The organism is Micromonospora sp. R311 (assembly GCF_056780015.1).
Genome location: NZ_JBSWCE010000003.1, coordinates 134,169 through 147,596 on the forward strand (window position 1 = coordinate 134,169; position 13,428 = coordinate 147,596).

Below are 13,428 nucleotides of genomic sequence, written 5' to 3' on the forward strand. Positions count from 1 at the left end.
CCGGCCGGCGAAAGGATCATGCTTCGGCCAGCCGCTCCGCGGCGTACTCACGCAGTGCGGCGCGGCCCATGACGCAGCCGCTGAACGTGCTGAACTCGCCCCCGTCGTCCCGCAGCGCCGACCAGGCCGCCCGGCCGGCCGCCGGGTCGAGCCGGGTCAGCAACGTCGCCGCGTACGCCCGGCCGGCCGGCGAGCCCTTGTCGAGCAACCGGTCGAGGTGCTCGCGTACCCGCTCGGGGTGCTCGGCCAGCGCCGCCTCCACCCGCCGGTACGCCTCGGTCGCCGGCAGCAGCGTGCCCGCGATCCCCACCCCGCCGAACGCCACCGTGTCCGCCCGCGCGAGCTCCTCGACCGCCGCCGCCAGCTCCCGCTCCCACTCCCTCTTCCCAATCCCGACCATGCCCCACTCTTTCCCCACCCACCCCCGCCCCACCCCTGTCCACCGGGTTGATCATGAGGTTAGCGGCGACTTCGATCTCCGTAACTGCCGCTAACCTCATGATCAACGGGGGTGGCTCAGGGGTGGGTCAGGGGTGGGTCAGGCGGCCGAGACCGTTAGGGAGTCCTTCGAGTCCGCCAGGTCGACCTTGACGGTTTGGCCGTCGCGGATCTGGCCGGCCAGGAGGGCCTTGGCGAGCTGGTCGCCGATGGCGGACTGGACCAGGCGGCGCAGCGGTCGGGCGCCGTAGATCGGGTCGTACCCGTGCTCGGCGAGCCACCCCCGGGCCGGTTCGGTGATCTCCAGGCCCAGCCGGCGGTCGGCCAGCCGCCGGCGCATCCGGGTCAGCTGGATGTCCACGATGGCTCGCAGGTCGTCACCGAGCAGCGCGGCGAAGACCACGATGTCGTCCAGCCGGTTGAGGAACTCCGGCTTGAAGTGCGAGCGGACGACCGCGAGGACGCCCTCGCGGCGCTGCTCCTCGGCCAGCGTCAGGTCGCTGATCACCGACGACCCGAGGTTGGAGGTGAGGATCAGGATCGCGTTGCGGAAGTCCACCGTGCGGCCCTGGCCATCGGTGAGCCGGCCGTCGTCGAGCACCTGGAGCAGGATGTCGAAGACGTCCGGGTGGGCCTTCTCCACCTCGTCGAGCAGGATCACCGAGTACGGTCGGCGGCGCACCGCCTCGGTGAGCTGGCCACCCTCCTCGTAGCCGACGTACCCGGGCGGGGCCCCGACCAGGCGGGCGACGGAGTGCTTCTCGCCGTACTCGCTCATGTCGATGCGGACCATGGCCCGCTCGTCGTCGAAGAGGAACTCGGCGAGCGCCTTGGCCAGCTCGGTCTTGCCGACACCGGTCGGGCCGAGGAATAGAAAGCTGCCGGTCGGGCGGTCCGGGTCGGCGACCCCGGCCCGGGCCCGGCGCACCGCGTCGGAGACCGCGGCGACCGCCTCGCCCTGGCCGACCACCCGGGAACCCAGCGAATCCTCCATCCGGAGCAGCTTGGCCGTCTCGCCCTCGAGCAGCCGGCCGGCGGGGATGCCGGTCCAGGAGGCCACCACGGCGGCGATGTCGTCCGCGCCGACCTCCTCCTTGAGCATCGCGCCGTCGGCCTGGAGCCGGGCCAGCTCCTCCTCCGCCTTCGCCAGGTCGGCCTTGAGGGCGGGGATCCGGCCGTAGCGCAGCTCGGCGGCGCGCTCCAGCTCGCCGTCGCGCTCGGCGCGCTCGGCCTCGCCGGAGAGCCGCTCCAGCTCCTCCTTGGCGGTGGAGAGCTTGGTGATGTGGCTCTTCTCCAGCTGCCAGCGCTCCGAGAGCGCGGTGAGCTGCTCGCGCTTGTCGGCCAGCTCCTTGCGCAGCCGCTCCAGCCGCTCGGCGGAGGCGGCGTCCGGCTCCTTGGCCAGCGCCATCTCCTCGATCTCCAGCCGGCGCACCGCCCGCTCGATCTCGTCCACCTCGACCGGGCGGGAGTCGATCTCCATCCGCAGCCGGGACGCGGACTCGTCGACCAGGTCGATCGCCTTGTCCGGCAGGAACCGGTCGGTGATGTAGCGGTCGGAGAGGCTGGCGGCGGCGACCAGGGCGGCGTCGGTGATCCGTACGCCGTGGTGCACCTCGTAGCGCTCCTTCAGGCCGCGCAGGATGCCGATGGTGTCCTCGATGGTCGGCTCGCCGACCAGCACCGGCTGGAAGCGCCGCTCCAGGGCCGGGTCCTTCTCGATGTGCTCGCGGTACTCGTCCAGCGTGGTCGCGCCGACCATCCGCAGCTCGCCACGGGCGAGCATCGGCTTGAGCATGTTGCCGGCGTCCATCGAGCCCTCGCCCTTGCCCGCGCCGACCACGGTGTGCAGCTCGTCGAGGAAGGTGATGACCTGGCCGTTGGAGTTCTTGATCTCCTCCAGCACGGACTTCAGCCGCTCCTCGAACTGGCCCCGGTAGGACGCGCCGGCCACCATCGCGCCGAGGTCGAGCGAGACCAGCTTCTTGTCCCGCAGCGACTCCGGCACGTCGCCGGCGACGATCCGCTGGGCCAGACCCTCCACGATCGCGGTCTTGCCCACCCCGGGCTCGCCGATCAGCACCGGGTTGTTCTTGGTACGCCGGGACAGCACCTGGATCACCCGGCGGATCTCGGAGTCCCGGCCGATCACCGGGTCGATCTTGCCGTCCCGCGCGCTGGCGGTCAGGTCGACGCCGTACTTGGCCAGGGCCTGGTAGGTCTGCTCCGGGTCGGCGGTGATGACCCGCCGGTCCCCGCCGCGCACGGTCGGGAAGGCGGCGACCAGGTTCTCCTCGGTGGCGCCGGCGGACTTCAGCGCGCCGGACACCGCGCCGCCCACCCGGGCCAGGCCGGCCAGCAGGTGCTCGGTCGAGGTGTACTCGTCGCCCAGCGGGCGGGCGATCTGCTCGGCGGCGCCGATGGCGTTGACGAACTCGCGGGCCAGGGTCGGCTCGGCGATGCTGGAGCCGCGCGCGGCAGGCAGCGCGTCGACCGAACGCTGGGCGACCCGGCGCAGCTCGGCCGGGTCGGCCCCGACGGCGCGCAGCAGGCCGGCGGCGGTCGACCCCTCGGTGTCCAGCAGTGCCAGCAGCAGGTGCCAGGGCTCCACGGTGGCGTGGCCGCGCTGGTTCGCCAGCGCGACGGCACCGGTGATGGTCTCGCGGCTCTTGGTGGTGAGGCGTTCCGTGTTCATGGGCTCCCCCGGATCGGCGTGTCCACTGGGAAGGACACAACCAGAGTTGAGCCTATTCCGCTCAACCCTGGCGGTGTGAGCTGAGTCACTCGCGGCGTCGCCAGCGCCAGTCGAACTCGCCGGCCGCCGGCGGCGGGCCGGGCAGCGGCGGGTCGGTCACGGCCAGGCCGGCCAGCAGCACCGCCAGGTGGCGGCGGCGCAACTGCCGGGTCCGCTCCGGATCCGGTACGCGCAGCGCGGCGCACCCTTCCAGCAGCAGCCCGACGTCCTGGGTCACCACGTCGGGCCGCAACCGCCCGGCCGCGTGGGCCCGCTCGACCAGCGCGGTGGTCAGTTCGTTGGCGCGCAGCGCGTCCCGGCCCATCTCCTCGGTCGGGGTGAAGGTGCCGGCCAGGTGGACGGTGAGCGAGTGCACGTCGGCTTCGACGACGCGCTCCAGGAAACCGGCGAAGCCCTGCCAGCCGTCCGGCTCGGCGAGCGCCGCCTCGGCCTCGGCGACGTAGCGGCGCAGCCCGTCGTGGCAGAGCCGGCGGAGCAGGTCCTCCTTGCCCGCGTACCGCCGGTAGAGGGCGCTGATGCCGACGCCGGCGCGTTCGGCGACGGCGGCGATCGGCGCCTTCGGGTCGTCGAGGAAGACGGCGCGCGCGGCCTCCAGGATCACCGCGTCGTTGCGGGCGGCCTGCGCGCGACGGCCGGCCAGCGGCGCGGCGGTCGTTCCGGTCGGGTTCGGCATGGGTCCAGATTAACAGTGGAACGGATCGTTCCGCTCTGCTATGTTGGAACGGAACGAAGCATTCCGTTCTGAAGGAGTAGCCATGACCGGCACCGCCATCCGCCCGTTCCGCGTCGAGATCCCGCAGGCCGCCCTGGACGACCTGGCCGACCGGCTGCGCCGGACCATCTGGCCCGGCGAGCTGCCCGGCGCCGGCGGCGCGTACGGGATGACCACCGACCGGGTCCGCGGCCTGGCCACCTACTGGCTGGAGGCGTTCGACTGGCGGGCGGTCGAGGCGCGGCTGAACGCCCACCCGCAGTTCCTCACCGAGATCGACGGCCAGCGGGTCCACTTCCTGCACGTCCGGTCGTCCCGGCCGGACGCCACCCCGCTGGTGCTCACCCACGGCTGGCCCGGGTCGGTGCTGGAGTACCTGGACGTGATCGGCCCGCTCACCGAGCCGGCCGACCCGGCGGCGCCGGCGTTCCACCTGGTCATCCCGTCGATCCCGGGTTTCGGCTGGTCCGGCCCGACCGGCGAGGCCGGGTGGAACCGCTACCGCACCGCCCGCGCCTGGGCCGAGCTGATGAGCCGGCTGGGATACGAGCGCTACGGCGCGGTCGGCAACGACGGCGGCTCGCTCATCTCCCCCGAGCTCGGCCGGCTCGACCCGGAACACGTGCTCGGCGTGCACGTCACCCAGATCTTCTCGTTCCCGTCCGGCGACCCGGCCGAGTTCGCCGGCCTCTCCGAGGCCGACCAGGCGGCGCTGAAGCACCTCCAGTGGTTCTACGAGAACAAGTTCTCCTTCAACCAGGTGCACAGCCAGCAGCCGCAGACCCTGGCGTTCGCGCTGGCCGACTCGCCGGTCGGGCTGCTCGCCTGGAACGCCCAACTCTTCGACGAGAGCCTCGACGACGAGTTCGTGGTGGCCAACGTGGCGCTCTACTGGTTCACCGGCACCGCCGCCTCGGCCATGCGGTTCTACTGGGAGGACGCGCACGCCGGCGAGCAGCCCGCCGGCCCGACCACGGTGCCGACCGCGCTGGCCATGTTCCCCGGCGACTTCCAGTCGATCCGCCGCTTCGCCGAGCGCGACCACGCCAACATCGTGCGCTGGACGGCGTACCAGGCGGACGTCGAGGGGCGCGGCGACGTCGGTGGCCACTACGCCGCACACGAGGCGACGGACGTCCTGGTCGACGACATCCGCGCCTTCTTCGCCAGCCTGAGCTGACCACGCGCGTGACCGTGCCCGCCCCGGTGAGCTGCCGGGGCGGGCACGCGCTGTCGCGCTGAATCGTCTGCGACATCACGCTGGTCGCCGTCGGGCCGGGGCGCCGGCGCCCGGTCAGCGCGGCAGGCGCGGGGTGCAGGGAGTTTCGTGGTCGGCCCGCAGCACGCACCACCGGCCGCCGTCGAGCCGGCGGTCGCAGAAGACCCAGTGGCGTACGCCCTGGTTGTCCTCCGTCGAGACGGTGATGCCGCCGGGGTCGACGTGGGCGAGGAAGGCCAGCGCCCGGCCGGCGGTACGGCCGAGCATCTTGGCCCGCGCCAGGTCGGGCGCGGTGACCGGCAGATGGATGACGTACCGCCCGCTCATCGGTGCCGGGCCAGATCGAGCATCGCTTCTCGTCCTCTCCGCGCCTGTATGGGGAAGGAGCAGGGCCGGGACGGATCACGGGGGATGCCCGCCCCGGCCAGGTGAGCGCCCCAGTGCCATCCGGAAGCGTTCACCAGGAACCTACAATCGGTGGCGGTTGTAGGTCAACGACCAACTACCGATTGCTTGAGGTTGGAGGTGCTTGCGTGGTCGAATGGGCGTGCCATCCGGGGAGTGTGTATGCCCAAGCAGCAGTACCAGGTGCTCGCAGACGAGCTGCGCAACAAGATCGAATCAGGTGAGTGGCCGCCGGGCACGAAGTTGCCGAGCCGATCGCAGCTCTGCAAGGAGTACGGCGTGTCGGACACCGTGGTCGGCAAGGCCATGATGATCCTCCGAGCGACGGGGCTGACCGAGACACTCGAAGGCGTTGGTGTCTTCGTCGCGGAGGAGAAGTCGTAGATCTTGGTAGGAAAAGGCCCCTGGAGGGGCCATTTGGCACCAAGATCTGCTGCGGCGGGACAGCGGTAGCCTTGTCGATGTGCGAGTACGTGTCGAACAGACCGCCCTGCCGGGCATCGGGGTCCGTCACGATCTGGTGACGGAGTCGGGGCGCCGGCTCGGAGTGGTCTCCCACCGCAATGGCCGTCGTGACCTCGTCCTCTACGACCAGGACGATCCCGATGCGTGCCAGGCCGACATCCCGCTGACCGACGACGAGGCCGAGGCGCTGGCCGACATCCTCGGCGCGTCGCTGATGCTCGGTCAGCTCTCCGGGCTGCGTGACCAGGCCGCCGGGCTGCTCACCGAGCAGATCGCCATTCCGGCCGGCTCGAAGTACGTCAACCGGAAGCTCGGCGACACGAAGGCCCGTACCCGCACGGGAGCCTCGATCGTGGCGGTGCTGCGCCACGGCGAGGTGATCGTCTCGCCGGATCCGTCCTTCCGCTTCGCCGCCGGCGACGTGGTGGTCGTGGTCGGGACCCGTCAGGGTCTCGACGGGGTGACCGCCATCCTCGCCGACAGTGACCCGGACGGCTGAGCCGCGGATGCACGAGACCACCACACTGCTCGTCGAGGTCGGCGCGCTGCTCTTCCTGCTGGGCCTGCTCGGCCGGCTGAGCCGCCGGATCGGCCTCTCGCCCATCCCGCTCTACCTGCTCGCCGGGCTCGCGTTCGGGCACGGCGGCCTGCTGCCGCTCAACGCCAGCGAGGAGTTCTTCGCCGTCGGCGCCGAGATCGGCGTGATCCTGCTGTTGGTGATGCTCGGCCTGGAGTACTCGGCCGGCGAACTCGTCGGCAACCTGCGCTCCGCGGCCCCGGCCGGCCTGATCGACGGGCTGCTCAACGCGCTGCCCGGGGCGGCGTTCGCGCTGCTGCTCGGCTGGGACTGGGTGGCCGCGCTGGTGCTCGCCGGCATCACCTGGGTCTCCTCGTCCGGCGTGATCGCGAAGGTTCTCGGCGACCTGGGCCGGCTCGGTAACCGGGAGACCCCGGTGGTCCTCTCGGTCCTGGTGATCGAAGACCTGGCCATGGCGCTCTACCTGCCGCTGGTCACCGCCGTGCTGGCCGGCACCGGCCTGCTGGGCGGCGGCATCGCGCTCGCCATCGCGGTGGGCACCGTGCTGCTGGTGCTGATGCTCGCCATCCGCTACGGCGGCGCCATCTCCACCTTCATGTCGGCGAAGGACCCGGAGGCGCTGCTGCTCGGTGTGCTCGGCATGACGCTGCTGGTGGCCGGCGTGGCCGCCAAGCTCCAGGTCTCGGCGGCGGTCGGCGCGTTCCTGGTCGGCATCGCGCTCTCCGGGCCGGTCGCGCACCACGCGACCGAACTGCTCACCCCGCTACGGGACCTCTTCGCCGCCGTGTTCTTCGTCTTCTTCGGGCTGGTCACCGACCCGCGGGACATCCCGCCGGTGCTGCTGCCGGCGCTCGGGCTGGCCATCGTCACCATGGCGACGAAGACGCTCACGGGCTACCTGGCCGCGCGCCGGGTCGGCATCGCCGAACCCGGCCGCTGGCGGGCCGGCCTGGCGCTGGTGCCGCGCGGTGAGTTCTCCATCGTCATCGCGGGGCTCGCGGTGGCCGCCGGCAGCGTCGAGCCGAAGCTGGCGGCGCTCGCCACGGCGTACGTCCTGATCACGGTGGTGACCGGGCCGATGCTGGCCCGGCTGCCCGATTTCGCGTGGTTCAAGCGCTGGTTGCGCCAGCGCGGCGCGGCGCAGCGGGCCCGGCCGGCGCCCGTGCCGGACTGACCCCGGCCGGCCGGGTCGGCCGTACGGCCGACCCGGCCGAGCCAACGGTTGCCGAATTGCTGCCGCCAGGGTCTACCGCTGATCACCGGTACCGCGTTACCGTGTCGCCCCAGCAGCCAGGGTTCACGGGGGGCGGGCTCCCCGCGGGCGAGAGCGGAAGGTTGGCCGGTGAGCGTGCAGGAGTCGACGTTCCACGGGTTCGCCAACCCCGTCGACCCGTCCCCGGCGGAGTTGCGGGCGTGGGCCTACCACCCGGACTCCGTCCCGTTGTCCTCCATGCCGCCGGACTGGGACCTGCTGGTCTCCGGTGACCGGCTGGTGATGACGCTGTTCGACCTGGCGATGGACCCGAGTTGCCCGGCACGGCGGTTCGCGCTGCACTGCCTCTACATCTACGCCGCCGACGGCATCCGGACGAACTTCCGCGCCCACCCGAAGCGGCGCTTCCGCAAGCTGGTCGAGCAGGCCGAGCGGGACGGCGACGAGCCGATGCGCACCTGGGCGCACAACAGCCGGGTGCTGCTGGCCCGACCGGAACTCTTCGTCTACCGGGACTGGTGCGAAGGCGGCCTGGTCCGCGAGAACCGCCGCATCGGCTGAGCCCTTTGCCTTGAGCACGGCGACGGGCCGAGACCCCCGCCCCGGCGTCACCGCGTCCCGGCCCGCACGTCCGGACGGCGAACGGGCCGGGACCCCGCCCCGGCGTCACCGCGTCCCGGCCCGCACGTCCGGACGGCGAACGGGCCGGGACCCCGCCCCGGCGTCACCGCGTCCCGGCCCGCACGTCCGGACGGCGAACGGGCCGGGACCCCGCCCCGGCGTCACCGCGTCCCGGCCCGCACGTCCGGACGGCGAACGGGCCGGGACCCCCCGTGGGTCCCGGCCCGCACGTCGGCGTACCGGTCGTCAGGGAACCGGTCCGCCCTGCTCCCGGCGACGGGTGTCGGACCGCCCCTTGTCGACGCCGTGGTCGACCTGGTCGGCGAACCGACCGTCGGCGAGCTGGTCGAACTTCTCCCGGACCGCCTCGGCCACCTTGTCGAGTCGCTGCTCCGCCTGCTCCGCCACCTTCTTCGCTGGTTCCGCCACCTGCGCCCCCCGCCGGGTAGGTAGGTTAGGTCCGGATTAAGCGGATAGGACCTATTGGCACCATAACCGAGACGGCCCGGTCCGCGCCGGGATTCCGGCGAGCGGACCGGGCCGGCGTAGCGGTCTCCGGGTCAGCGGTGGTCAGCGTTCGGGGCCCCGCCGGGGCCGCCAGACCACCAGCGCGGTGGAGGTGCGGTTGGTGGGCACGAGGTCGCGGCCCGGGAAGCGGGCCAGCGACTCCAGCTCGGCGATCCGGCGGTACGCGGCGTCCAGCTCCGCCTCCAGCTGCGCAACCCGCTGCTGCGCCTGCTCCAGCAGCCGCTCCAGGCCGATGATCCGCTTGACCCCGGCCAGGTTGATCCCGTCGTCCTGGCTGAGCCGCTGCACCTCGCGCAACAGCACCACGTCCCGGACGCTGTACCGGCGACCGCCGCCCGCCGCCCGGCCGGCCTGCACCAGGCCCAGCCGGTCGTACTGGCGCAGCGTCTGCGGGTGCATCCCCGCCATCCGCGCGGCCACCGAGATCATCAGCACCTTCGCCTCGTAGGCAGGGTCGTCCGAGCCGACGAAATCGCCCGACATCCCACTCACCTCCGCGTGCACTCCAGCTAACTGAACCGACGCACCCGCGCGTCGAGATGTTCCCGGGCGGCCGGCGGGGTCTGCGCGGCGAATGTCTCCAGCGCCGCGCGCGCCTCGTCGGACACCTTGGCCGGCACCACCACGTCGAGCGTCACCAGCAGGTCACCGGCCTGCCCGTCGCGGCGTACCACCCCCTTGCCCCGCGCCCGCAGGATCCGGCCGCTCGGCGTGCCCGGCGGCACCCGCAGGGTCACCGCGCCGTCGAGGGTGGGTACCCGCAGATCGGTGCCGAGCACCGCCTCCGCGAACGTGATCGGCACCGTCAGCGTGAGGTCGTCGCCGGTGCGCCCGAACAGCTCGTCCGGCCGGACCTTCACGTGGACGAACAGGTCGCCCGCCGGACCGCCACGCTCGCCGGGCTCACCCCGCCCGGCCAGCCGGATCCGCTGGCCGTCGGCCACCCCGGCCGGAAAACGGACGTTGAGCGTACGGGTCTTGGTGACCCCGCCGGTTCCCTGGCACTCCGGGCACTTCTCCTCCACCACCGTGCCCACGCCCTGGCAGTTGCGGCACGGCTCGGAGAAGCTGAACGACCCCTGGTTGCGGGTGGTCACGCCGGCACCCTGGCACACCGGGCAGGTGCGCGGCTGGGTGCCGGGCTTGGCCCCGCTGCCGTGGCAGGTGTCGCAGACCCCGGGCGCGCGCAGCGTCAGCGGGAGCGTCACCCCGCGTACGGCATCGCCGAAGTCGAGCGCCACCTCGGCCTCGACGTCCCGGCCCCGGGCCGGGCCCCGGGGCGCCGCCCCGCCGCTGGCCCCGCCGGAGAAGATCGAACTGAACAGGTCCTGGAAACCGGCGCCGCCGAACCGGCGCTCGCCGCCGGCCGCGCCGCCGAACAGGTCGGATACGTCGAACGGCATCCCGCCCGGCTGGCCGGCGCCCCGGGCACTGCGCCGGAACGCGCCCGAGCCGAACAGCGAGCGCATCTCGTCGTACTCCCGGCGCTTGGCGTCGTCGCCCAGCACCGCGTACGCCTCGGAGACGGCCTTGAACCGCTCCTCCGCCTTCGGGTCACCCGGGTTGTGGTCCGGGTGCGACTCCCGGGCCAACTTCCGGTAGGCCTTCTTGATCGCGTCTGCGGAGGCGGCCTTCGCCACGCCCAGTACGGCGTAGTAGTCCTTCTCGATCCAGTCCTTGGAACTCACCGGTCCACCCCCTCCCGGCCCACACGGCCCGGACGCCCCGCCCGCCGTACGCCGGCGGGCGGGGTGGTCCGGTCACTGTCTGCCATTCAGCTATTCCGGGTCGGCGACCCCGACCAGTGCCGGCCGCAGCAGCCGCTCACCGATCTGGTAGCCGCGCCGCATGATCTGCACGCAGGTCGGCTCGGTGACCTCGGCCGAGGTCTGGTGCGCCACCGCCTCGTGCCGGGTCGGGTCGAACGGGTCGCCCTGCTCGCCGAAGGCGGTCAGCCCGAACTTGCCGAGCGCCGTGGTCAGCTGCTCGGCCACCGAGCCGAACGGCCCGACCAGGTCGCCGTGCTCGCGGGCCCGGTCCAGGTCGTCCAGGATCGGCAGCAGCGCGGCCAGCACCGCCCCGGTGGCCTGCTCGGTGACCAGGCCCCGGTCGCGGTCCACCCGCTTGCGGTAGTTGGCGTACTCCGCCGACACCCGCTGCAGGTCCCGGGTCCGCTCGTCGAGCTCGGCGCGCAGCGCCTCCAGCTCGGCGGCGAGCGGACTGCCGGTGCCCGTACCGCCCTCGACCGGCTCGGCCGGCGCGTCCACCACCGGCGGACCGCCCGGCGCCGAGCCCTCGGCGGGGGTGGCCTCGACCTCGATCTCGTCGACGACCACCTCGGCCTCCTCGACCAGCCCCTCGGCCGGGACGTCCGTCCCGGCGTCGGCGGCGGCCGCGTCCGGCTCGACCGTCTCGCTGATCTTGCGGTTGTTGCGGATGACGACCCGCGGCTTGTCGCCGGCGGCCTGCTCGGCGGGCGCGGAGCCACCCGGCGCCGGCCCGGTGTCGCCCGGGTCGGCGGCTCGTGGCTTCTCCGTCATACGGCTACCTCATCCCTGTGCGTGGAGTTCGGGTCACGAGGCGTGAGGTCACTTCTTGTCCTCGTCCACGATCTCCGCGTCGACCACGTCGTCGGCGCCACCGGTCTGAGCGCCACCGGTCTGAGCACCACCGGTCGCTCCGGCGCCCGCGGCACCGGCACCGGCCGCACCCGGCTGCTCGGCCTGCTGGGCGTAGAGCAGCGAACCGGCCTGCTGGGAGACCTGGGCCAGCCGCTCGTGCGCCGACTTGATCTTCTCGATGTCGCTGCCGCCGAGCGCGCCGCGCAGCTCGCCGAGGGCCTCGTTGAGCTGGTCCTTGTTCTCGGCGGGGAGCTTGTCGCCGTTCTCCGCCAGGAACTTCTCGGTCTGCCACTGGAGCGCCTCGGCCACGTTACGGGTCTCGGCCTCCTCGCGGCGGCGCTTGTCCTCCTCCGCGTGCTCCTCGGCGTCCCGGCGCATCCGCTCGATGTCGTCCTTCGGCAGCGAGGAGCCGCCGGTGATCGTCATCTTCTGCTCCTTGCCGGTGCCAAGGTCCTTGGCGTGCACGTTGACGATGCCGTTGGCGTCGATGTCGAAGGTGACCTCGATCTGCGGCACGCCACGCGGCGCCGGCGGCAGACCGGTCAGCTCGAAGGTGCCGAGCTTCTTGTTGTACGACGCGATCTCGCGCTCGCCCTGGAAGACCTGGATCAGCACCGACGGCTGGTTGTCGTCCGCCGTGGTGAAGACCTCGGAGCGCTTGGTCGGGATGGTGGTGTTGCGCTCGATCAGCTTGGTGAAGATGCCGCCCTTGGTCTCGATGCCCAGGCTCAGCGGGGTCACGTCGAGCAGCAGGACGTCCTTCACCTCACCCTTGAGCACACCGGCCTGGAGGGCGGCGCCGACGGCGACGACCTCGTCCGGGTTGACGCCCTTGTTGGGCTCCTTGCCGGTGAGCTGCTTGACCAGGTCGGTGACGGCCGGCATCCGGGTCGAGCCGCCGACCAGGATGACGTGGTCGACGTCGGAGACCTTGATCCCGGCGTCCTTCACGGCCTGCTCGAACGGGCCCTTGCAGCGGTCCAGCAGGTCCTGCGTCATCCGCTGGAACTCGGCCCGGCTGAGCGTCACGTCCAGGTGCAGCGGGCCGGCCGCGCCGGCGGTGATGTACGGCAGGTTGATGTTGGTGGTGGTGGCGGCGGACAGCTCGATCTTGGCCTTCTCGGCGGCCTCGCGGAGCCGCTGGAGGGCCATCTTGTCCTGGGCCAGGTCGATGCCGTGCTCGCCACGGAAGGTCTTCACCAGGTGGTCGATGATCCGCTGGTCCCAGTCGTCGCCACCGAGGTGGTTGTCACCGCTGGTCGACTTGACCTCGATGACGCCCTCGGCCAGCTCCAGCAGCGACACGTCGAAGGTGCCGCCACCGAGGTCGAAGACCAGGACCGTCTGCTCCTTGGAGCCCTTGTCCAGCCCGTACGCCAGCGCGGCCGCGGTCGGCTCGTTGACGATCCGCAGCACGTTGAAGCCGGCGATCTCACCGGCCTCCTTGGTGGCCTGGCGCTGGCCGTCGTTGAAGTAGGCCGGGACGGTGATCACCGCGTCGGTGATCTGCTCGCCCAGGTACGCCTCGGCGTCCCGCTTGAGCTTCATCAGCGTGCGGGCCGAGATCTCCTGCGGGGTGTACTTCTTGCCGTCGATGTCGACGGACCAGTTGGTGCCGATCTCCCGCTTGACCGAGCGGATCGTCCGGTCCGGGTTGGTCACCGCCTGACGCTTGGCGACCTCACCGACGAGCACCTCGCCGTTGCGGGCGAACGCGACGATCGACGGGGTCGTCCGCGAGCCCTCCGCGTTGGCGATGACGGTGGGCTCACCGCCCTCCAGGACGCTGACGCAGGAGTTCGTCGTGCCGAGGTCGATACCGACCGCACGTGCCATCTTCGCTTCCTCGCTTCGTTACGTTGAGCAGGTGACGGGCACCGCCCGCTGAACTGTCCGGCGGGCGCCGCCCGCTGGCG

The 13,428-nt window shown here is 72.2% G+C and carries 14 protein-coding genes; 5 read left to right on the plus strand and 9 right to left on the minus strand.

Annotation, left to right across the window (positions count from 1 at the left end):
* Positions 1-16 precede the first annotated feature (16 nt).
* The 3 genes from AC1WTP_RS03445 to AC1WTP_RS03455 all read right to left on the minus strand — a co-directional run bounded on the left by AC1WTP_RS03445 (position 17) and on the right by AC1WTP_RS03455 (position 3,863).
* The gene (locus AC1WTP_RS03445; RefSeq protein ID WP_481647773.1) at positions 17-400 is read right to left on the minus strand and encodes a hypothetical protein; all 384 of its coding nucleotides are present in this window, start codon (positions 398-400) and stop codon (positions 17-19) included.
* Positions 401-538: 138 nt separating this feature from the next.
* Positions 539-3,130, minus strand: coding sequence for an ATP-dependent chaperone ClpB (clpB, locus tag AC1WTP_RS03450; RefSeq protein WP_481647774.1), 2,592 nt, complete (start codon positions 3,128-3,130; stop codon positions 539-541).
* Positions 3,131-3,215: 85 nt separating this feature from the next.
* Entirely contained in the window at positions 3,216-3,863 is a 648-nt protein-coding gene (locus AC1WTP_RS03455) for a TetR/AcrR family transcriptional regulator (protein WP_481647775.1), read from the minus strand.
* A gap of 82 nt (positions 3,864-3,945) precedes the next feature.
* On the opposite strand from AC1WTP_RS03455, the gene AC1WTP_RS03460 reads away from it, so the two are divergent.
* Positions 3,946-5,082, plus strand: a complete 1,137-nt coding sequence (locus tag AC1WTP_RS03460) for an epoxide hydrolase family protein (RefSeq protein ID WP_481647776.1) — start codon at positions 3,946-3,948, stop codon at positions 5,080-5,082.
* Positions 5,083-5,196: 114 nt separating this feature from the next.
* Here AC1WTP_RS03460 and AC1WTP_RS03465 read toward each other — a convergent pair whose 3' ends face one another.
* Positions 5,197-5,448 (minus strand): hypothetical protein, encoded by a 252-nt coding sequence (locus AC1WTP_RS03465; protein WP_481647777.1) that lies wholly within the window; start codon positions 5,446-5,448, stop codon positions 5,197-5,199.
* A gap of 240 nt (positions 5,449-5,688) precedes the next feature.
* On the opposite strand from AC1WTP_RS03465, the gene AC1WTP_RS03470 reads away from it, so the two are divergent.
* The 4 genes from AC1WTP_RS03470 (at position 5,689) to AC1WTP_RS03485 (ending at position 8,303) form a co-directional block, all read left to right on the plus strand.
* Positions 5,689-5,910 (plus strand): winged helix-turn-helix domain-containing protein, encoded by a 222-nt coding sequence (locus tag AC1WTP_RS03470; RefSeq protein WP_481647778.1) that lies wholly within the window; start codon positions 5,689-5,691, stop codon positions 5,908-5,910.
* A 79-nt stretch (positions 5,911-5,989) separates the two neighbouring features.
* Complete coding sequence (locus tag AC1WTP_RS03475; protein WP_481647779.1) at positions 5,990-6,490, plus strand: cation:proton antiporter regulatory subunit; 501 nt, start codon at positions 5,990-5,992, stop codon at positions 6,488-6,490.
* A gap of 7 nt (positions 6,491-6,497) precedes the next feature.
* Positions 6,498-7,703, plus strand: a complete 1,206-nt coding sequence (locus AC1WTP_RS03480) for a cation:proton antiporter (protein ID WP_481647888.1) — start codon at positions 6,498-6,500, stop codon at positions 7,701-7,703.
* A gap of 168 nt (positions 7,704-7,871) precedes the next feature.
* Complete coding sequence (locus AC1WTP_RS03485; protein ID WP_481647780.1) at positions 7,872-8,303, plus strand: hypothetical protein; 432 nt, start codon at positions 7,872-7,874, stop codon at positions 8,301-8,303.
* Between the two features lie 306 nt (positions 8,304-8,609).
* On the opposite strand, the gene AC1WTP_RS03490 is transcribed toward AC1WTP_RS03485, so the two are convergent.
* The 5 genes from AC1WTP_RS03490 to dnaK form a co-directional block, all read right to left on the minus strand.
* Positions 8,610-8,792 (minus strand): hypothetical protein, encoded by a 183-nt coding sequence (locus AC1WTP_RS03490; protein ID WP_481647781.1) that lies wholly within the window; start codon positions 8,790-8,792, stop codon positions 8,610-8,612.
* 141 nt (positions 8,793-8,933) lie between these two features.
* Entirely contained in the window at positions 8,934-9,374 is a 441-nt protein-coding gene (locus AC1WTP_RS03495; protein ID WP_481647782.1) for a heat shock protein transcriptional repressor HspR, read from the minus strand.
* Between the two features lie 26 nt (positions 9,375-9,400).
* Positions 9,401-10,579, minus strand: a complete 1,179-nt coding sequence (gene dnaJ / locus AC1WTP_RS03500; RefSeq protein ID WP_481647783.1) for a molecular chaperone DnaJ — start codon at positions 10,577-10,579, stop codon at positions 9,401-9,403.
* Between the two features lie 90 nt (positions 10,580-10,669).
* Entirely contained in the window at positions 10,670-11,431 is a 762-nt protein-coding gene (gene grpE / locus AC1WTP_RS03505; protein WP_481647784.1) for a nucleotide exchange factor GrpE, read from the minus strand.
* Between the two features lie 48 nt (positions 11,432-11,479).
* Complete coding sequence (gene dnaK, locus AC1WTP_RS03510) at positions 11,480-13,348, minus strand: molecular chaperone DnaK (protein ID WP_481647785.1); 1,869 nt, start codon at positions 13,346-13,348, stop codon at positions 11,480-11,482.
* Between the last annotated feature and the right edge of the window lie 80 nt (positions 13,349-13,428).

Excerpts from the sequence above, each read along its gene's own strand:
- AC1WTP_RS03445 (WP_481647773.1), bottom strand. The coding sequence starts at position 400 with ATGGTCGGGATTGGGAAGAGGGAGTGGGAGCGGGAGCTGGCGGCGGCG.
- clpB (WP_481647774.1), bottom strand. The coding sequence starts at position 3,130 with ATGAACACGGAACGCCTCACCACCAAGAGCCGCGAGACCATCACCGGT.
- AC1WTP_RS03455 (WP_481647775.1), bottom strand. The coding sequence starts at position 3,863 with ATGCCGAACCCGACCGGAACGACCGCCGCGCCGCTGGCCGGCCGTCGC.
- AC1WTP_RS03460 (WP_481647776.1), top strand. The coding sequence starts at position 3,946 with ATGACCGGCACCGCCATCCGCCCGTTCCGCGTCGAGATCCCGCAGGCC.
- AC1WTP_RS03465 (WP_481647777.1), bottom strand. The coding sequence starts at position 5,448 with ATGAGCGGGCGGTACGTCATCCATCTGCCGGTCACCGCGCCCGACCTG.
- AC1WTP_RS03470 (WP_481647778.1), top strand. The coding sequence starts at position 5,689 with ATGCCCAAGCAGCAGTACCAGGTGCTCGCAGACGAGCTGCGCAACAAG.
- AC1WTP_RS03480 (WP_481647888.1), top strand. The coding sequence starts at position 6,498 with ATGCACGAGACCACCACACTGCTCGTCGAGGTCGGCGCGCTGCTCTTC.
- AC1WTP_RS03495 (WP_481647782.1), bottom strand. The coding sequence starts at position 9,374 with ATGTCGGGCGATTTCGTCGGCTCGGACGACCCTGCCTACGAGGCGAAG.
- grpE (WP_481647784.1), bottom strand. The coding sequence starts at position 11,431 with ATGACGGAGAAGCCACGAGCCGCCGACCCGGGCGACACCGGGCCGGCG.
- dnaK (WP_481647785.1), bottom strand. The coding sequence starts at position 13,348 with ATGGCACGTGCGGTCGGTATCGACCTCGGCACGACGAACTCCTGCGTC.